17 protein-coding genes and 4 tRNA genes are annotated in these 18,158 nt (G+C 70.6%); 1 reads left to right on the forward strand and 20 read right to left on the reverse strand.

Translation table 11 applies throughout. The features are described 5' to 3' along the window. The first annotated feature begins 122 nt into the window (after positions 1-122). Positions 123-884 (forward strand): hypothetical protein, encoded by a 762-nt coding sequence (locus tag ABS41_RS13025; protein ID WP_290595056.1) that lies wholly within the window; start codon positions 123-125, stop codon positions 882-884. 741 nt (positions 885-1,625) lie between these two features. On the opposite strand, the gene ABS41_RS13030 is transcribed toward ABS41_RS13025, so the two are convergent. The 20 genes from ABS41_RS13030 to ABS41_RS13125 form a co-directional block, all read right to left on the reverse strand. Continuing rightward, positions 1,626-1,700 (reverse strand) — tRNA-Val (locus ABS41_RS13030). Between the two features lie 53 nt (positions 1,701-1,753). Next, positions 1,754-3,382, reverse strand: a complete 1,629-nt coding sequence (locus tag ABS41_RS13035) for an FMN-binding glutamate synthase family protein (RefSeq protein WP_290595057.1) — start codon at positions 3,380-3,382, stop codon at positions 1,754-1,756. Positions 3,383-3,397: 15 nt separating this feature from the next. Next, positions 3,398-3,484, reverse strand: a tRNA-Leu gene (locus tag ABS41_RS13040). Between the two features lie 76 nt (positions 3,485-3,560). Beyond that, positions 3,561-3,634, reverse strand: a tRNA-Cys gene (locus tag ABS41_RS13045). A 78-nt stretch (positions 3,635-3,712) separates the two neighbouring features. Next, a tRNA-Gly gene (locus ABS41_RS13050) sits at positions 3,713-3,788 on the reverse strand. A gap of 53 nt (positions 3,789-3,841) precedes the next feature. Continuing rightward, a complete protein-coding gene (gene pgsA, locus ABS41_RS13055; RefSeq protein ID WP_290595058.1) occupies positions 3,842-4,402 on the reverse strand; it encodes a CDP-diacylglycerol--glycerol-3-phosphate 3-phosphatidyltransferase in 561 nt (186 codons plus the stop codon). Next, entirely contained in the window at positions 4,402-6,264 is a 1,863-nt protein-coding gene (gene uvrC, locus ABS41_RS13060; RefSeq protein WP_290595059.1) for an excinuclease ABC subunit UvrC, read from the reverse strand. Before uvrC ends, pgsA begins: the two co-directional genes overlap by 1 nt. Continuing rightward, positions 6,261-7,682, reverse strand: a complete 1,422-nt coding sequence (locus ABS41_RS13065) for a redoxin domain-containing protein (RefSeq protein ID WP_290595060.1) — start codon at positions 7,680-7,682, stop codon at positions 6,261-6,263. Before ABS41_RS13065 ends, uvrC begins: the two co-directional genes overlap by 4 nt. Before the next feature lie 27 nt (positions 7,683-7,709). Beyond that, entirely contained in the window at positions 7,710-8,171 is a 462-nt protein-coding gene (locus tag ABS41_RS13070; protein ID WP_290595061.1) for a low molecular weight protein-tyrosine-phosphatase, read from the reverse strand. A gap of 23 nt (positions 8,172-8,194) precedes the next feature. Next, positions 8,195-8,962, reverse strand: a complete 768-nt coding sequence (gene kdsB, locus ABS41_RS13075) for a 3-deoxy-manno-octulosonate cytidylyltransferase (RefSeq protein ID WP_290595062.1) — start codon at positions 8,960-8,962, stop codon at positions 8,195-8,197. Then, on the reverse strand, positions 8,959-9,948 hold the full coding sequence (gene lpxK, locus ABS41_RS13080; RefSeq protein WP_290595063.1) for a tetraacyldisaccharide 4'-kinase: 990 nt from the start codon (positions 9,946-9,948) through the stop codon (positions 8,959-8,961). The genes kdsB and lpxK overlap by 4 nt, the downstream gene beginning before the upstream one ends. Beyond that, positions 9,945-11,699: a lipid A export permease/ATP-binding protein MsbA gene (msbA, locus tag ABS41_RS13085; protein WP_290595064.1), complete on the reverse strand. Its 1,755-nt coding sequence runs from the start codon at positions 11,697-11,699 to the stop codon at positions 9,945-9,947. Before msbA ends, lpxK begins: the two co-directional genes overlap by 4 nt. Further along, on the reverse strand, positions 11,696-12,118 hold the full coding sequence (locus ABS41_RS13090; RefSeq protein ID WP_290595065.1) for a biopolymer transporter ExbD: 423 nt from the start codon (positions 12,116-12,118) through the stop codon (positions 11,696-11,698). Before ABS41_RS13090 ends, msbA begins: the two co-directional genes overlap by 4 nt. Then, positions 12,115-12,735, reverse strand: coding sequence for a MotA/TolQ/ExbB proton channel family protein (locus tag ABS41_RS13095; RefSeq protein WP_290595066.1), 621 nt, complete (start codon positions 12,733-12,735; stop codon positions 12,115-12,117). The genes ABS41_RS13090 and ABS41_RS13095 overlap by 4 nt, the downstream gene beginning before the upstream one ends. Continuing rightward, positions 12,623-15,133 (reverse strand): DNA internalization-related competence protein ComEC/Rec2, encoded by a 2,511-nt coding sequence (locus ABS41_RS13100; RefSeq protein WP_290595067.1) that lies wholly within the window; start codon positions 15,131-15,133, stop codon positions 12,623-12,625. Before ABS41_RS13100 ends, ABS41_RS13095 begins: the two co-directional genes overlap by 113 nt. After that, positions 15,134-15,838, reverse strand: coding sequence for a lipoprotein-releasing ABC transporter ATP-binding protein LolD (gene lolD / locus ABS41_RS13105; RefSeq protein WP_290595068.1), 705 nt, complete (start codon positions 15,836-15,838; stop codon positions 15,134-15,136). Continuing rightward, positions 15,831-17,075 (reverse strand): lipoprotein-releasing ABC transporter permease subunit, encoded by a 1,245-nt coding sequence (locus ABS41_RS13110; protein WP_290595069.1) that lies wholly within the window; start codon positions 17,073-17,075, stop codon positions 15,831-15,833. Before ABS41_RS13110 ends, lolD begins: the two co-directional genes overlap by 8 nt. A gap of 6 nt (positions 17,076-17,081) precedes the next feature. Next, the gene (locus tag ABS41_RS13115) at positions 17,082-17,537 is read right to left on the reverse strand and encodes a hypothetical protein (protein ID WP_290595070.1); all 456 of its coding nucleotides are present in this window, start codon (positions 17,535-17,537) and stop codon (positions 17,082-17,084) included. Then, positions 17,497-17,745 (reverse strand): succinate dehydrogenase assembly factor 2, encoded by a 249-nt coding sequence (locus ABS41_RS13120; protein ID WP_290595071.1) that lies wholly within the window; start codon positions 17,743-17,745, stop codon positions 17,497-17,499. The genes ABS41_RS13115 and ABS41_RS13120 overlap by 41 nt, the downstream gene beginning before the upstream one ends. After that, a complete protein-coding gene (locus ABS41_RS13125; protein ID WP_290595072.1) occupies positions 17,742-18,158 on the reverse strand; it encodes an MAPEG family protein in 417 nt (138 codons plus the stop codon). The genes ABS41_RS13120 and ABS41_RS13125 overlap by 4 nt, the downstream gene beginning before the upstream one ends.

The raw sequence follows: 18,158 nt of genomic DNA on the forward strand, positions 1-18,158 counted from the left end.
CCCCACGATTCCCTCGGCGATCTGACGCCCGCCGAGGTCCGCCAGCAATACGAGGAAAGTTCTACTTTTGCCTTGTGTGCTTGACGGGGAAGCTTACGATCACACTTTTGGGTGTGTTGCTGGTGAATGCAAGCAACACGAAGCGACTGAGACTTCAGCTCGAACACGATGGCGAGCAGAAAACAAAGGATCGATTGGCAGCACTTAGGAGAGAGATTTACTTGCGCGCCCCCAGGGAAATGGCGCGGGCGATCAATTACCTGGGGCGACTCCCTTATCGCGACCTGGCTGAGATTGGCGATGACGAAGGCATTAGCGGATTCTCTGAGGTGGCGGCGCAGATTAGTGTCTTATCGGACTTGCCAACTGTGGCTGCGGTGAACAGCCTAAATATCACTCTGGCTCATCACCTGATCGATGCCATTAGGAGCTTGGATAAGCTTCAATCCCTTCGAGTCGACATTGCGCTACGGCAAGACCGATTCAATTTCGTGACCAACGAGCTGCAGAGAATGCAGGCTGATCAACAGCGAATGCAGGAAATGGGTAGTAGAGATCCGGACCGGGTCGCAGGACTCACCACTTGGATTCAGATTCGACTTGAGGAGCAGGGTGAGCTCTCATCAGAACTGTCCAATTTAAGGGCTGAGTTTCAGCAACTAGTGTACGAACATCACGTTCTGGAAGCGGAAAGATCCCCGCGAATCGCAAAGGAAGCAATTGGAGTCATGAGGGAGGTTCGCAAGGAACTCGGCCTCGCTCATGATCTCGATGGATTCGAAAGAGAAATGACCGCGAAGTCTGACGAACTCAGGATTCGAGTATTGGAGACGTTCAAGGACTGGGCTGAAGCCATGAAGCCAGATCCCACCCAAGGTCACTAACCCTTGCCAGCGCATCCAGCGGCACGCTCAATAGATTCGGAAGGCCTCAAAATCAGTGACAGGTCACCTCCCTGAGAAGACATTCCTGCACTTCTTTCATTAAGGCTGACCCTCCGAGGGCTGAGTTAGGCCTCGCCTGTTTCGAGCCAGTTGCGCTCGCTCCCGGAAAATTAGCGCGGCGATTACAAGCGGAAGTGCGCCCAGAATCAGGACAGCGATTATCCATGGCTCTTGCTGCGCTTGTTGCTCATAGAAGGAGGCCCATTTAGGGTCGGCTGCGATTTCAGGTGGCGGATTACGATAGCTGCGGTATGCGAAGAAACTAAGCCCGAGCCAGACTGTCGTGACTGCTGCTGGTAAGGCAAAGGCCCAGAACCGCGCTCTGTTGTGAGATGAGGCAAATAGGAGAGACACGAAGCCGAGCGCTACTCCGGCGAGCCCTAAAAGGATAGATGGCAAGTGCCAATGGAGAACCGAACCTGTAAGTATCAAAAGACCAGCAAGGTAGCTCATGATTCCAACGAGCCATAGGAAGACAAATCGAATGCCTTTCATGGATTCAACTCTCCTTGGGGCGGCCTGCATCACCGCGCGCTCCACATAACCGACACCCAAGATTGGCAGAGGGAAAGGCGCGCCACAAACGAAAAAACCGCCCCTTTTCTCAGGAGCGGTTTTCTGCATTTTTCTGTACTGGGCCTCTCCGGCCAACCCAATCCGACTCTAAGTCCTTGATTGTGTTGGTGGGCGGTACAGGATTTGAACCTGTGACCCCTGCCGTGTGAAAGCAGTGCTCTACCGCTGAGCTAACCGCCCGGAGAGCCGCGAATCTTACGCGGGGGCCGCGGGGCGGTCAAGGCGGGGCGGCGCTAGCGCAGCTTGCTGGCCATCATCGCCGCGGCCTCGGGCGGGGCGCCGAAGCTGTCGGGGCGGGCGCGGTCCCAGAACACCTGGAACACGGCGTGGTCGGGCACGCCCTCGAGCAGCCTGCCCTGCGGCACGAAGCGGTGCAGTGTGGCCAGCGAGCGCACCTCGGTGGACGAAACGCGGCGCACGATGTGCTCGGGCCCCAGCTGGCTCGGGTGCGTGAGCCCGGCCGCGGCCAGCAGCTCCTTCAGGGCCACCACCGTGTTGCGGTGGAAGTTGTAGACGCGCGTGGCCTTGTCGCCCGGGTCGAGCGCGGCCTGGCGGCTGCGGTCCTGGGTGGCGATGCCGGTCGGGCAGCGGTCGGTGTGGCAGCTCTGCGACTGGATGCAGCCCAGCGCGAACATGAAACCGCGCGCCGCGTTGCACCAGTCCGCGCCCAGGGCCATGGCCCGGGCGATGTCGAAGGCGGTGACGATCTTGCCGGCCGCCGCCACCTTCACCCGCGAGCGCAGGTCCAGGCCCACCAGCGTGTTGTGCACCAGCATCAGCGCCTCGCGCATGGGCGCGCCGACGTGGTCGGTGAACTCCAGCGGCGCCGCGCCCGTGCCGCCCTCGCCGCCATCGACGACGATGAAATCCGGGGTGATGCCCGTCTCGCGCATGGCCTTGGCGATGGCGAACCACTCCCACGGGTGGCCGACGGCCAGCTTGAAACCGGTGGGCTTGCCGCCCGAGAGCGTGCGCAGCTCGTCGATGAACTCCAGCAGCCCGATCGGCGTGGAGAAGGCGTTGTGTGCCGCCGGCGAATGGCATTCCACGCCCGCCGGCACGCCGCGCGCTTCGGCGATCTCGGCGCTGACCTTGGCGGCCGGCAGGATGCCGCCCTGCCCCGGCTTGGCGCCCTGGCTGAGCTTGAGTTCGACCATCTTCACCTGCGGGTCGAGCGCGTTGCGCTTGAAGGCTTCGCGGTCGAAGCGGCCCTCGCCGTCGCGGCAGCCGAAATAGCCCGAGCCAATCTCCCAGACCAGGTCGCCGCCGTGCTCGCGGTGGTAGCGCGAGATCGAGCCCTCGCCGGTGTCGTGGTAGAAGCCGCCGCGCTTGGCGCCGGCGTTGAGCGCGCGGATGGCATTGGCCGAGAGCGAGCCGAAACTCATGGCCGAGATGTTGAACACGCTGGCCGCGTAGGGCTGGGCGCGGCCCTCGCCCACCGCGATGCGGAAATCGTGCGAGTCGATCCTGGCCGGCTGCAGCGAGTGGTTGATCCACTCGTAGTCGTCGCCGTACACGTCGCGCTGGGTGCCGAAGGGCCGCTTGTCGAGCACGTCCTTGGCGCGCTGGTAGACGATGGCGCGCTGCTGGCGCGAGAACGGCGTTTCGAGCGTGTCGGGCTCGATGAAGTACTGGCGGATTTCCGGGCCGATCGACTCGAGGCCGTAGCGGAAGTGCGAACTCAGCGGATAGTTGCGGCGCAGCGCCTGCTTGCGCTGCAGCAGGTCCACCAGGCCCACCAGGGACAGGGCGCCGAACACCACCAGCCCCCACCACGCCAGCGGCGTGAGGGCCGCGGCCACGGCGGAAAGCACGGTGAGCAGCAGGACGAGAACAAAAGGCCAGTAGCGCGAGGGCAGCATGCCGGTCTCCTCAGCTGGTGCCCGGGGCGGGAGTCGAACCCGCATGGCCTTGCGGCCGGAGGATTTTAAGTCCCATGCGTCTACCAGTTTCGCCACCCGGGCTCCGGGCCATGGTGCCGCAAAGCGCGGGGCCGAGGCCAGAACGAAAAAGCCCCGCCATCGGGCGGGGCTTTCGAACTGGAGGCCGAGGTCGGAATTGAACCGGCGTACGCGGATTTGCAGTCCGCTGCATAACCACTCTGCCACCCGGCCGGATAGCTTTCAGGGTCCAGCTTAGCGCGGAGACCCCGGAAAAAACAAAACCCCGGCGAACGGGGTTTTGTCTGGAACTGGAGCGGGAAACGAGACTCGAACTCGCGACCCCGACCTTGGCAAGGTCGTGCTCTACCAACTGAGCTATTCCCGCAAGAGACGCGTATTTTGGGGATCGGCCCTCGGCCTGTCAATACCCTTTCGCCATCAACCCTTCTTGCGCATCGTCGGCCAGGCCGCGCGCAGGTAGTCCCAGCCCGACCACAGGGTCAGGGCCGCGGCCACGGCCAGCAGCCATTCGCCGAGCTTGAACACCGGCAGGCCCAGCAGGTCTTCCTCGAACAGCAGGCAGCTGATGGCCACCATCTGCACGATGGTCTTGATCTTGCCCAGCGCCGCCACCTTGACCAGGCCGTGCGCGCCCATCTGCGCCATCCACTCGCGCAATGCCGAAATCGTGATCTCGCGGCCGATGATCACCGCCGCCAGCATCGCCATCAGCGGCGTGTCGTGGCGTTCGACCACCAGCAGCAGCGCGAAAGCCACGGTGAGCTTGTCGGCCACCGGGTCGAGGAAGGCGCCGAAGGCCGAATACATGCCGTAGCGCCGCGCGATCCAGCCGTCGGCCCAGTCGGTGACCGCCCCGAGGATGAAGACGCCCGCGGCCGCGACGTTGGTCCAGCCGTAAGGCAGGTAGAACACCGCCACCATCACCGGGATCAGCAGGATCCGGAACAGCGTCAGCAGGGTCGGGATGGTCAGGGTCATCAGGCGTCCGGGGGCTCGCTACCCGTCGATTGTGGCTCAAGTCCGTGCAGGGCGTCATAGATGCGACGCGCCAGCGCCGCACTGACGCCCTCGACCCGGGCGATTTCCTCGGCGCCCGCGTCCCTGAGCCCGGCCAGCCCGCCGAAGTGCTTGAGCAGGGCCGCGCGCCGGCGTGGCCCGATGCCGGCGATGTCCTCGAGCCGGCTGGTTTCGCGCGCCTTCTGGCGCTTGCCGCGGTGGCCGGTGATGGCGAAGCGGTGCGCCTCGTCGCGCACCTGCTGCACCAGCTGCAGTCCCGGCGAGGCGGCGCCCGGGCGCAGCTCGCGGCCATCGGGCAGCACCAGGGCCTCGTGGCCGGCGCGACGCGCCTCGCCCTTGGCCACGCCGACCATCGCCACGCCGGTGACGCCGAGCTCGCCCAGCACCTCGCGCGCCTGGGCCAGCTGGCCGGTGCCGCCGTCGATCAGCAGCAGGTCGGGCAGCACGCCCTCCTCCACCCCGCGCCGGAAGCGGCGCTCGAGCGCCTGCCGCATCGCGGCGTAATCGTCGCCGGGCGTGATGCCGGTGATGTTGTAGCGGCGGTACTGGCCGCGCACCGGGCCCTGCGCGTCGAACACCACGCACGAGGCCACCGTGGCCTCGCCCATGGCGTGGCTGATGTCGAAGCATTCGATGCGCGCGGGCGCCGCCTCCAGGCCCAGCAGCTCGCGCAGCGACTCCAGCCGGGCCCGCTGGCTGGCGCTGGAGCTCATTTCCGTGGCGAGCGCCAGCGCCGCATTGCTGCGCGCGAGCTCGAGGTAGCGGGCGCGCTCGCCGCGCACCGCGCTCTTGATCTCGACCTTGCGGCCGGCCTGGGCGCTGAACACCTCGGCCAGCAGCTCCTGGTCGGCGATGGCGTGGCTGAGCACGATTTCCCGCGGCGGCCGCTGCTCGAGGTAGTGCTGGGCCACGAAGGCGCCCAGCACCTCCTCGGGCGTCTCGGCGCCATTGGCCTTGGGGAAGTAGCTGCGCGTGCCCTGGTTCATGCCGTTGCGGAAGGCCAGCAGCAGCACGCAGGCCGTGCCCTGGTCCATCACGCAGGCCAGCACGTCCATCTCCACCTGCTCGCCCTCGACGTACTGGCGGGCCTGCACGCGGCGGATGGCGGCGATCTGGTCGCGCAGCTGGGCCGCCTGCTCGAACTCGAGCCGCGCGCTGGCGGCCTCCATCGCCTTGCCCAGTTCGTCCACCAGCTCGCTGCTGCGGCCCTCGAGGAACAGCGCCGCGCGCCGCACCGTGGCGTCGTACTCGCGGGTGGGCACCAGGCCCACGCAGGGCGCGCTGCAGCGGCCGATCTGGTGCTGCAGGCAGGGCCGGCTGCGGTTGCGGAACACGCTGTCCTCGCAGGTGCGCAGCTTGAACAGCTTCGACATCAGGTCAAGGGTCTCGCGCACCGCACCCGAGCTCGGGTACGGGCCAAAGTAGCGCCCGGCCACCGCCCGCGGGCCGCGGTGCCAGGCCAGGCGCGGCCAGGTTTCCTCGGTCAGCAGGATGTGCGGATAGCTCTTGTCGTCGCGCAGCAGCACGTTGTAGCGCGGCCGCAGCGACTTGATCAGCTGGTTCTCGAGGATCAGCGCCTCGCTCTCGGTGCGCGTCACCGTCACCTCGATGCCGGCGATCTGCGCCACCATCAGGGCGATGCGCCGCGAGGGCTGCTCCTTGAGGAAATAGCTGGCCACGCGCTTGCGCAGCGAGGCGGCCTTGCCCACGTAGAGCACGCTGCCGTCGGCCGCGAGCATGCGGTAGACGCCCGGCGCCGGCGTCAGCTGGCGCACGAAGGCCTTGCCGTCGAACGGCGGCGCGCCCTTGTCGCTTTCTTTCATTCGCCGATGGGCAGGCGGCTGAGCTTGCCGTTGCCGAGGTCGTAGCGCAGCACTTCGTGGGCGCCGGCGTTGGCGATGAACAGCGCGCCGGGGCTGGCGGCCAGGGCGGCGGGCTGCTCCAGCGCCTGCGGCAGCGGGTGGGTGCTGACGTCGCCGCCACCCAGGCGCAGGCGGCGCAGGCTGCCGTTGTACGCGTCGGCGATCCAGAGCACCGGGCTGGTCGGGTCGAGGGCGATCGCCAGCGGATACTGCAGGCGCGCCTCGCGGCGCTGGCCATCGTGTTCGCCGAATTCGTACAGGCCCTGCCCCACCAGGGTTTGCACCTGGCCCTGGGCGAGCTGGATGGAACGCACGGCCGAACTGGCGGCGTCGGCCACGTAGAGCGTCTGCTGCACCAGGGCCAGCGACGCCGGCTGGGCGAACATGGCGCTGCGCGCCGGCCCGTCGGCGATGCCCAGCTCGCCCGAGCCGGCGCAGAGCTTCAGGCGCGCCTGGCCCAGTTCGTACTCCCAGACCTGGTTGCTGCCGGCCATGGCGATGTAGATGCGGTCGAGCGTGCCGGCCAGGCCCCAGGGCTGGTTGAGCGGCATTTCGCTGGCCTTGCCGCTGCCCTCGCGCGGACTGCCGGCGCGGCCGTTGCCCAGCAGGGTCTCGACCACGCCGTCGAGCAGGCGGATGCGTCGCAGCGCGTGGTTGCCGGTGTCGGCCACGTACAGCGCTTCGCGCACCAGGCACAGCCCGCGCGGCGAGCGGAAGGCGGCGTCCTCCGGCGGGCCGTCCACCAGGTCGCCGTGGCCGGTGCCGAATTCGCGCAGCACCCGGCCCGAGTGCGTGCACTCGAGAATGCGGTGGTGGGCGGTGTCGGCCACGTACAGGTGGTTTTCGCCCACCGCCAGGCCGGACGGGAAGGCCAGCGGCAGGCGCGGCTCGGGGCCGAGGCGGCGCGAGGGACCCGCGGCCTGCACGGCGCCACCGACTTCTTCGATCAGGGCCTGGATGGCGGCCTCGAGCCGCGGCGCCTGGTCGTCGCCGCTGAAGACCTCGCGCAGGCGGCCGCGCGTGTCCACCAGCGCCACCGAGGGCCAGGCGTTGATGGCGTAGTGCTGCCAGGTGGTCCAGCCCGGGTCGTTGGCCACCGGGAACGGCAGGCCGAGGCGATTGGCGACCTTGAGCACCAGGCGGCCGTCGAGCTCGGCGTCGAAGCGCGGCTGGTGGATGCCCAGCAGCGACAGCCCGACCGGATAGCGCGCCTGCAGGCGCTGCAGTTCCTCGAGCAGCGTGTGGCAATAGGCCGAGGCCGCGTTCCAGAACACCACCGCCAGCACGCGGCCGCGATGGGCCTCGATGCGCTGCGGGTCGGCGTTGAGCCAGTGCAGGCCAGGCTGCAGTTCCGGGGCGGCGGCGAGGGCGCTGTTCATTCGTTGTGTCCGCGGGGGGTCCGGGGATTATGCCCCTGATGCCAAACGCTGCAGCAGCCCGTCGGCGGCCTCGCGCGCCAGGGCGCAGGTGCGGTCGAAGTCGCGCGTGCTGCCGTTGTAGGGGTCGGGCAGCTCGCCATTGCGCTTCACCCCGCACCAGTCCAGCGCCAGCGCGATGCGTCCACGCGCCGCGCTCGGCGCCAGCAGCCGCAGCTCGGCCAGGTTGGCGCGGTCGGCGCACAGCACGAGGTCGAAGCGCTGGAAGTCGGCGAACTGCACCTGGCGGGCGCGCTGGCCGCTGATGTCGATGCCGGCGCGCTGGCCGGCGGCGATGGCCCGCGGGTCCGGCGGCTGGCCGGCGTGCCAGCCCCCGGTGCCGGCGGAGTCGACCGTGTAGGGCACCGCGGAGTCACTGCGGCGATGCGCCGCCCAGCCCTCGAGCAGCGGCGAGCGGCAAATGTTTCCCATGCAAACAAACAATATATTCAATTACTTACAAAACCTTATTGAAGTCAATTCTCTTCCATGGCGCGGGCGTTCGCCCGGGCCAGGTCGGCTTCCGTGTCCACGCCGGGTGGGAAGGGTACCGGCGTCAGTCCCACCGCGATGCGATGGCCGGCCTCGAGTACGCGCAGCTGCTCGAGCGCCTCGAGGTTTTCCAGCCTGCCCGGTGGCAGCCGCGTGAACTGGCGCAGGAAGCCGGCGCGGTAAGCATAGATGCCGATGTGCCGCAGCGCCTGTCCGGCCACGGCGCCGGTGCGGTCGCGGGCGAAGCGGTCGCGCTGCCAGGGGATCGGGGCGCGGCTGAAATAAAGCGCCAGCCCGGCCTGGTCGCTCACCAGCTTGACCACGTTCGGGTCGAACAAGGCCTCGGCATCGTCGATCGGCGTGGCCAGCGTCGACATCGGCGCCCGGCCGTCGGCCAGCAGCGCCGCCACGGCGCGGATGCCCTCGGGCGGCGCGAAGGGTTCGTCGCCCTGCAGGTTCACCACGATGGCGTCGTCGGCCCAGCCCAGCTGGTCGGCGCATTCGGCCAGGCGGTCGGTGCCCGAGGCGTGGTCGGCGCGGGTCAGGCAGACGCGCAATGGCTGGCCGGCCAGCGCCGCGGCGATGCGCTCGTCGTCGGTGGCCACCACCACGTCGCGGGCGCCGGCGGCCAGGGCGCGCCGCGCCACGTGCACCACCATGGGCTCGCCGGCGATCAGGCGCAGCGGCTTGCCCGGCAGGCGCGAGGCGCCGTAGCGGGCGGGAATGGCGACGATGAAGTCGGGCGCGGTCATGGCGTGGGTTTCCGTGGGCGAAGGCGGTCGGCGACGGCATCGAAGAAGGCCGCGGGCAGTTCGGCCCGCACCGGCACTTCCCAGGCGTCGGGCAGTCCCAGGCCGGTGCATTTGACCGCGTCCTTGCTGGTCATCAGCAGCGGCAGCGGCGGCGAGAATGCCAGCTCGGCACGCCGGAAGGCGTGGTGGTCGGGGAACGCATGCCCGTGCACCTGCAGGCCCGCCGCGCCCAGCGTCGCGAAAAAACGCGCCGGGTTGCCGATGCCGGCGACGGCGTGCACCGGCCCGGGCGCGAAGGCGCCCAGCGGCCTGGGCGCGCCGCCGGCCAGCGGCCGCGCATCGCCGGGCACCAGTTGCATGGCCCACTCCCCCGCCCCGGCCTGGCCGCCGTTGACGACGCGGAAGTCCACGGCGCGGCCGGCGGGCTCGCGCAGCGGTCCAGCCGGAATCAGGCGGCCGTTGCCGTGGCGGCGTTCGCCGTCGAGCACCTCGATCTCCAGGTCGCGGTGCAGCGGCCGGTGCTGCAGGCCGTCGTCGGCGATCACCAGGTCGCAGCCCGCGGCCACCAGGGCCGCGGCGGCGGCGGCGCGGTCGCGCGCCACGCGCACGCGCAGGCCGGTCTGGCGGGCGATCAGCAGCGGTTCGTCGCCACAGACTTCGGGCGGCGTGTCGCGACGCACGTCGAGGTCGTCGCTGCCCCGGCGGCCGTGGCCGCGGCTGACGATGCCCGGGGTGAAGCCGCGGTGCGCCAGTTCCGTGGCCAGCGCGATCACCAGCGGGGTCTTGCCGGCGCCGCCGGCGACGAGGTTGCCCACCACCAGTACCGGCGCGCCCGCGCGGCGCGGCTTGCGCAGGCCCAGCCACCACGGCAGCGCGTGCAGCCGGCGCAGGCCGCGGTAAACAAGCTCGAGCAGGCGCAGCCCGGGCCCCGGCGCCACGCCGCCGTACCAGCGCCGCAGCAGCCAGGCTTCCAGCGCCGCCTTCACCCGGCCTCCGTCTCGCGGAACTGCATGCGGTGCAGGTGGGCGTAGAGGCCGCCGCGGGCCAGCAGCTGGGCATGCGTGCCCTGCTCCACCAGGCGGCCGGCGTCGAGCACCAGCACCTGGTCGGCGTGTTCCACCGTGGAGAGGCGGTGGGCGATCACCAGCGTGGTGCGGTCGGGGATCAGGCGCTGCAGCGCGTCCTGGACGAGGCGCTCGGACTCGGTGTCCAGCGCCGCCGTCGCCTCGTCGAGGATGAGGATGGGCGCGTCCTTGAGGATGGCGCGGGCGATGGCCAGGCGCTGGCGCTGCCCGCCCGAGAGCAGGCCGCCGTTTTCGCCGATGCGCGCCTGCAGGCCGCCGGGCAGCCGCTCGATGAACTCGAGCGCGTTGGCCGCCGCGGCCGCGGCGCGCACCCGCTCCGGGTCGCTGCCGGCCTGGGCGCCGTAGGCGATGTTGGCCTCGATGCTGTCGTCGAACAGCATCACCCGCTGCCCGACCATGGCCACCTGCTGGCGCAGGTGCGCCAGCCGGTAATCCTCGACCGGGTGGCCGTCGAGCAGCACCTGGCCGGCGCTGGCCTCGTAGAAGCGCGGCAGCAGGCGGATGAGCGTGGACTTGCCGCTGCCCGAGCGGCCGACGATGGCGGTGACGGTGCCGGGCGCGGCGCTGAAGCTGACGCCCTCGAGCGCCGGGCGCGACTGGCCGGGATAGGTGACCGTGACGTCGCGGAACTCGATGTCGCCGCGGGCGCGCACCAGGGGCCGGGTGCCGTTGTCGGGCTCGTCGGGTTCGTCGAGGATGGCGAACAGCCGGTCGGCCGCGGCCACGCCGCGCTGGACCAGGCTTTGCACGTTGGTGATGCGCTTGAGCGAAGGCAGCATCGCCATCATCGCCGTCAGCAGGGCCACGAAGCTGCCGGCGGTCATGCGGCCGCGCGCGGCCTCGTGCCCGGCCACCAGCAGGATCACCGCCAGGCCGGTGGCGGCCAGCACCTGCACCACCGACGAGGCCATCGCGCGGGTGGCCTCCACCTTCACGCCCAGGCCCAGGTTGAGGTCCACCAGCGAGCGGTAGCGCGCCAGCTCGGAGTCCTGCGCGCCGTAGATCTTCACTTCCTGCTGGGCCGACAGCGCCTGCTCGGCGACCTGGGCCATGTTGGCCACGCCGTCCTGGATGCCGCGGTTGATGCGGCGGTAGCGCCGCCCCACCACCGAGGAGATGCCGGCGATCAGCGGCGCCAGCACCAGCATCACCAGGGTGACGCGCGGGCTGTACCAGAGCATCACGCCCAGCAGCGCGACGATGGTGAGCGAGTCGGTGAGGATGACCTTGAGTGCGTCCGAACTGGCCTGCGTCACCTGCTCGCTGTCGTAGTTCAGGCGCGAGACCATGGCCGCCACCGGCTCGCGGTCGAAACGCTGGCTGGGCAGGCGCAGGTACTTGGCCAGGATGTCGCGGCGCAGGTCGCGCACCACGCTGCGGCCGGTGCGGGCCATGCCGTAGTCGGTGGCGTAGGTGGCGATGCCGCGCAGCACGAACAGGCCGACGATCACCAGCGGGATGGTCCAGCGCACGTCGGCGTTCTGGGCGACGAAGGTCTCGTCGACCATCGGCTTCATCATCCAGGTGAAGGCGGCCGCGGCGACGGCCTCGAACACCATGCCCAGGCCCGCGGCGGTGAGCAGCAGCCAGTAGCGGCGGGCGCGCCCGAGCAGCCGCCGGTAGACGGTCCAGGCCGGGGTTTCCACGCTCAAGGACGGGCCTCGGGCGTGGTGGCCAGGTGGATGCGGGTGAAGCCGAGCTGGCCCAGGGTGTCCATCACGGTCACCAGGTTCTGGGTGCGCGAGCGGGCGTCGGCACGCACCACCACCTGGCGCTGGCGGTCGGCGCCGGCCTCGCGGGTGATGGCGGCGCGCAGCGAAGCGGCGTCGGTCTTGAGCACCTCGCTGTTGCCGATGAAGACGCGCCCGTCGGCGTCGATGAGCACCGTCAGCGGCTGCTCGACCCGGGCCTCGGTACGGCTGTCGGTGGTGGGCAGCACGATCTTGAGCGCCGAACGGTGGTCGAAGGAGGTGGTGACGACCAGGAAGATGATCAGGCAGAACACCACGTCGATCAGCGAGACGAGGCTGACCTCCGGTTCGTCCGGCACCCGGCCCGAGCTCAGCCTCACGAAGCGCTCCGCTTGGTCGCGCGCGGCGGCTTGCCGGGCGTGGGCGACGGGGCCTCGTCGAGGGCGTCGAGCAGGGCGATGGCCTGCTTTTCCATGTCCACGATGTACTCGGTGACGCGGCCGCGCAGGTAGCGGTGGAAGATGACCGCCGGGATGGCCACGCACAGGCCGGCCGCAGTGGAGATCAGGGCCTGGCCGATGCCGCCGGCCAGCCGGTTGGCGTCGCCCACGCCGACGGTGAGGATGTCGAGGAACATCTCGATCATGCCGAAGACGGTGCCCAGCAGGCCCAGCAGCGGCGCCACCGCCGCGATGGTGCCCAGCGTGGTCAGGAAGCGCTCGAGCCGGTGGGCCACGTGCCGTCCGACGTCCTCGATGCGCTCCTTGATGATCTCGCGCGGGCGCTGGCGCACGTCCAGGCCGGCGGCCAGCAGTTCGCCCAGCGGCGAGTTCTGCCGGAGGATGTCGATGTGCTTGGGGTCGAGCTCGCGGCCGCGGGCCCAGTCACGGACCTCCTCGCCCAGGCCCGGCGGCAGCACTTCCTTGCGCCGCAGGCTCCAGAAACGCTCGAGGATGATGGCCAGCGCCAGAATCGCCAGCGCCACGATCGGCGCCATCACCCAGCCGCCTGCCTTGATCAGTTCCAGCACGCCTCACCTTCGTCGTCGGGGGACCGCCGATAGCATAGCCTGTGACGTCGGCGGGGGCATGGCGCCAGTAGCGCGGCCGGTCCGGGCGCATCCGCTCGAGCACCCGCGCGTCGCCCGGGCCCAGCCTCACGCGCACCGCACCGAGGCTGGCGCTGTCGAGCAGGTCCACCTGGTAACGCGCATAGCGCCCCAGCACCACCGGCTTGGGCAGGCCGAAGCGGTTGTCGTGACCCACCGGCAGCAGGCCCAGGCGCGGCCGCACCGCGGCCAGGAAATCCAGGCTCGAGGAGGTGTCGGAGCCGTGGTGGGGCACCAGCAGCACGTCGCTGCGCAGCGCCCGCGCAGGCAGCTTCGCCAGCCTTGCCTCGACGTGGCGGCCGATGTCGCCCGGCAGCAGCGCGCTGGCGCCGTCGGCCTCGATGCGCAGCACGCAGCTGCTGTCGTTGCGCAGGTAGGGGAAATACGCCGTGGGATGCAGCCAGGTGAAACGCACGCCGTCCCAGGCCCAGCCCTGCCCTGCCTCGCACTCGCGCCAGCCCGGCGGCGCCCACCCGCGCGGCCCCCAGCGCTGCGCCGCCGGCAGCGCCGCCAGCACTGCGTCCACGCCGCCGGCATGGTCGTTGTCGCCGTGGCTGGCCACCAGGGCGTCGAGCTTGCGCACGCCCAACGCCCGCAGTGCCGGAAGCACCGCCGCTTCGCCGAAATCCATGCCGCGCGGTGGTGCCGGACCCGCGTCGTAGAGCAGCGCGTGGTGTTCGGTCAGCACCAGCAGCGACAAGCCCTGCCCCACGTCCAGCAGCCACAACTCCGCTTCGCCGCGTGCCGGTCGCGAAGCCACCGGCCACAGCAGCGGCAACAGCAGCAGGGCGGCCAGCGCCTTGCCCGGGACCGCGCGCGGCAGCAGCAGCCAGAATACGCCGGCCAGGGCCAGCACCACCGCCGGCAGCGAGGGTTCGGGCAGCCAGGCCAGCGCGGCCGGCCAGCTCGCGACCCACTCGAGCCCTTGCCAAAGCCAGTCCATCAGCAGCGCAGCCAGTCGCCAGGCCCAGGCCGCCGCTTGCGGCCATATCGGCTGCAGGCCGAGGCCCGCCAGCGACAGCGGCACCACGCCCAGGCTGATCCAGGGAATGCCGACGAGGTTCACCAGCGGCCCGGGTATCGAGGCCTGGGCGAAGAACCAGGCACCCACCGGCAGCAGGCCCAGCGAGGCCACGCCCTGCGCACCCAGGTAGGGCCGCAGCCAGCCCTGCCCCGGCCCCGAGGGCAGGCACCACAGGAGCCAGGCCACGCCGAGGTAGCTGAGCCAGAAACCGGGCGCGAGCACCGACAGCGGATCCACCAGCAGCACCCCGATGGTCGCCAGCGCCAGCGAGCGACCGGTGCCTTGCGGCCGCCGCGCCATCCGCGCCAGCGCCACGACGCCGATCATCAGCGCCGTGCGCACCGTCGGCAGTGCGAAGCCGGCCAGCGCGGTGTAGGCCACGGCCATCAGCAGCGCCGCGGCCGCCACGCCCTGCGGCCGCGGCCAGCGCCAGGCCAGCGCGGGCCACAGCCACCAGGCCAGGCGCGCCAGCAGCGCACCGAATCCCGCGACCAGACCGACGTGGAAGCCGGAGATGGCGATCAGGTGGGTCAGGCCGGTGGCGCGCAGCACCTCCCAGTCGCGATCGTCGAGGCCGCGGGTGTCGCCCAGTGCCAGGGCCTGCACGAAGCGTGCGCCTTCCCCCGGTACGGCCCCGGCGATCGCGTCGGACGCGCGGCCGCGCAGGGCATCCAGGCCCGGGGCACCGGCCAGCCTCCGCGCCGAGCCCGGCTCGGAAACGTGGCCCGTGGCTGCCAGTCGCCGCTCCAGCGCGCGGCGCTCGAAGTCGAAGCCACCGGGATTGACGACGCCGCGGGGGACGCGGAGCTTGAGTTGGAGCCGCCAGCGGCTGCCGGGCGCGAGCTCCGGTGGCGCCTCGCCGGGCTGCGCGAACCACGACAGCTGCAGGCGGCGGCCCACCAGGGCCGCGGCCTCGCCTTCGGCCGCCTCGACGCGCAGTTCGAAGCGCACGCTGTCTTCTCCCGCCACCGGCAGGCCGAGCACGCGTCCCTCCACGCCGAGCGCGCGGCCCGCCAGCTCCGGCGGCAGCTGACGAGAGAGTGCAAACGCCCCGTGTGCGCAGGCCAGCGAAAGCCCGAGCAGGAAGGCGCCCAGCGGGCGCCAGGGCGTGGCCGGCCACCACAGCGCCAGGCCCGCCGCGCCCCAGGCCATCCACCACAGGGGCGCTGGCAAGGTCGCCAGGCCGGGCACCCACAGCGTGCCGGCCAGCAGCGCGGCGGCAACCGCGAGGCCGAAGGGCTCGGGCGCCCGCCCGGGCGGCACTCAGTCCCCGGTGAGGGGTCGCAGTTGTCCCTGGGTCAGTTCCAGGGTCCGATCCAGTCGCCGCGCCAGGCGGCGATCGTGGGTCACCAGCACCAGGGCGGTGCCCAGGCTGCGGTTGAGTTCGAGCAGCAGGTCGAACACACCGGCGGCGGTCTTTTCGTCGAGGTTGCCGGTGGGTTCGTCGCCCAGCACGCAGGCCGGGCGCGTGACCAGCGCGCGGGCCACGGCGGCGCGCTGGCGCTCGCCACCCGAGAGCTCGCCGGGTTTGTGGCCCAGGCGATGGCCCAGGCCCACGCGCTCGAGCAGCTCGCGCGCCGGCGCGGCGGCGGCCGCCGGGCGCTCGCCGCGCACGAGCAGCGGCATCATCACGTTCTCGAGCGCGGTGAATTCGGGCAGGAGGTGGTGGAACTGGTAGACGAAGCCCAGCGCACGGTTGCGCAGCTCGCCGCGGGCGCGTTCGCCCAGGGCCGACAGGCGCTGGCCGGCCACTTCGACCTCGCCGTGGGTGGCGTGGTCCAGGCCACCGAGCAGGTGCAGCAGCGTGCTCTTGCCGGTGCCCGAGGCGCCGACGATGGCCACCGTCTCGCCGCGCCGAACCTCCAGCTGCAGGCCGTCGAACACCGGCGTGCGCAGCGTGCCCTCGATGTAGGTCTTGCCCAGGTCGCTGCAGCGGATGACGACGTCGTCTTGCATGGGCTTACTCATAGCGCAGCGCCGTGGCGGGATCGACGCGCGAGGCGCGCCAGGCCGGGTAAAGGGTGGCGAGCAGGCACATCACGAAGGCCACGCCTGCGACCATGGCCACGTCGGAAGGGTCGACCAGGGTGGGCACGCCGGAGATGTAGTACACGTCGGCCGGCATCAGCTCGGCCCCGGCCAGGCGCTCGATGAAGCGCACCACGTGCGAGAGGTTGGCGGCCAGCGGCACGCCGACGGCCACGCCCAGGGCGATGCCGACCACGCCGATCACCAGGCCCTGCACCACGAACACGCGCATGACCGCGCCGGGCGACATGCCCAGGGTGCGCAGCACGGCGATGTCGGACTGCTTGTCCTGCACCAGCATCACCAGCGAGGACACCAGGCCGAAGGCAGCGATGGCGATCACCAGCGAGAGCAGGATGAACATCACGGTCTTCTCCATCTGCAGCGCGCGGAAGAAGTTGGCGTTGTCGCGCATCCAGTCGCGCACGCGGTAGCCGCCACCGAGCTGGTCGGACAGGTCGCGCGCCACCGGATAGGCCTGCCAGAGGTCGTCGAGCTTGAGGCGCACGCCGGTGACGCCCTCGCCCATGCGCCCGAGGCGCTGGGCGTCCTGCAGGTGCACCAGGGCCATGCCCAGGTCGTATTCCTGCGCGCCGGCCTCGAACAGGCCGACCACCTGGAAGCGCCGCGCCCGCGGCATGGCCCCGAGCGGGGTGACCGAAGATTCGGAGATGTAGACGTTCACCGAGTCGCCGACGCCGGCGCCGAGCATCAGCGAGAGCTCGCGGCCCAGGATGATGCGGTACTCGCCGGCCACCAGGTCGTCGAGCGAGCCCTGCACCATCCGGTCGGCCAGTTCGGAGACCTTGGGCTCGTACCCGGGCAGCACGCCGCGCACGATGGCGCCGCGGCGGGCGCGGCCCTGCAGCAGCGACTCGGTCTCGGTGTAGGGCGCGGCGCCCAGCACCCGCGGGTCGGCGTTGGCGACCTCGACGGCGCGGGGCCAGTCCTGCAGCGGACCGCCAATGCCCGAGACGGTGGCGTGCGCCACCATGCCAAGGATGCGTTCGCGCAGCTCGTGCTGGAAGCCGCTCATCACCGAGATGGTGGTGATCAGCACCAGCACGCCCAGCGAAATGCCCAGGATGGAGGCGAGCGAGAGGAAGGAAATGAAGCCGTTGCGGCGCTTGGCGCGCAGGTAGCGCAGGCCGATGGCGATGGGAAGGTTGGCGAGCATGGGCCCCTAGGCTGCCATGGAAGGAAGGTGGATGACCGAACGCGGGCTGACGCAGGAAAGCAGGCGCAGCCGGCGGCGCAGCGGACGCGGCAGGGTATCGGGCCACCATGCCGCGCGCCAGTGGTGGCCCCGGGCATCGCGGCCCGACAGGCACAGCAGCGGCCCCTGTTCGCGCAGCCGCGGCCGGCGGATGTGCCGCACCCTGCCCTGCGGATCGGCCAGCCACAGGCCGTCGTGCGCCCAGGCCAGCGCCAGCGGCGGACGGCGCCACTCGCGCCAGGCCTGCGCCAGGCCCGTGAACAGCGCGCCGAGCGCAACGGGAGCGCGCCACGAGGCGTCGAGTCCGCTGGCCATCACCGAACCGGCCGCCAGCAACGCCAGCGCGCACAGCGCGGCGCAGGTCCAGCGGGAGGGGCGCCAGTCAAACCGGCAGGTCGAGGATGGTGTCGACGATCGAGGCAAGGCCGGCGTCCTCCGGGCGCTCGCGCCCCATGAACCACCGCCACAGCTTATCGTCCTCGGTGTCGAGCAGCCTTAGGAATTGCGCCCGTTCGGCCTCATCCGCCGCCGGCCAGCGGCCGTCGAGATAGCGCAGCATCAGTTGGTCGAGCTCGCGCATGCCGCGCCGGCAGCGCCAGCGCAGGCGCTTGAGCACGGCGTCTTCGCTCACAGGACGCCGGCCAGCAGCACGCCCCACAGGATCCAGAGCACGGTGCCGCCGGCCAGGTAGGCCAGGAAACGGTGCCGGACCTTGTTGTAGGTGCAGTGGATGGCGCTGTGCAGCACGCGCAGGGCCACGAAGGCCCAGGCCAGGCCCACGGTCAGCGCGCTGGCCTGTTCGGTGAGCACGCCCACCACCAGCGCCAGGTAGAACAGCACCGGCAGTTCGAACAGGTTGCGGAAGTTGTCGGCTGCGCGGCTGTCCTTCACCAGCGCGGCCATCTGGGCCGAGCTGGCCACCGCCTGCGGATGGATGCGGTTGCGCGCCAGCTGGCTCAGGCGCTCGTAGCCCATGCGCATCATCACCACCATCACCAGCCCGGCCATCGCGAAGGCCGGGAGCAGCAGGTCGCGGGCGCCCAT

The sequence above is a fragment of the Arenimonas sp. SCN 70-307 genome (genome assembly GCF_001724815.1).
In the GTDB taxonomy this organism is placed as follows: Bacteria; Pseudomonadota; Gammaproteobacteria; order Xanthomonadales; family Xanthomonadaceae; genus Arenimonas.

Bases quoted from the DNA above. Each gene is read 5' to 3' on its own strand.
- kdsB (WP_290595062.1), bottom strand. From the start codon at position 8,962: ATGACCGCGCCCGACTTCATCGTCGCCATTCCCGCCCGCTACGGCGCC.
- ABS41_RS13125 (WP_290595072.1), bottom strand. From the start codon at position 18,158: ATGGGCGCCCGCGACCTGCTGCTCCCGGCCTTCGCGATGGCCGGGCTG.
- ABS41_RS13065 (WP_290595060.1), bottom strand. From the start codon at position 7,682: ATGAACAGCGCCCTCGCCGCCGCCCCGGAACTGCAGCCTGGCCTGCAC.
- pgsA (WP_290595058.1), bottom strand. From the start codon at position 4,402: ATGACCCTGACCATCCCGACCCTGCTGACGCTGTTCCGGATCCTGCTG.
- lolD (WP_290595068.1), bottom strand. From the start codon at position 15,838: ATGAGTAAGCCCATGCAAGACGACGTCGTCATCCGCTGCAGCGACCTG.
- ABS41_RS13110 (WP_290595069.1), bottom strand. From the start codon at position 17,075: ATGCTCGCCAACCTTCCCATCGCCATCGGCCTGCGCTACCTGCGCGCC.
- ABS41_RS13095 (WP_290595066.1), bottom strand. From the start codon at position 12,735: ATGGCGCCGATCGTGGCGCTGGCGATTCTGGCGCTGGCCATCATCCTC.
- ABS41_RS13035 (WP_290595057.1), bottom strand. From the start codon at position 3,382: ATGCTGCCCTCGCGCTACTGGCCTTTTGTTCTCGTCCTGCTGCTCACC.
- uvrC (WP_290595059.1), bottom strand. From the start codon at position 6,264: ATGAAAGAAAGCGACAAGGGCGCGCCGCCGTTCGACGGCAAGGCCTTC.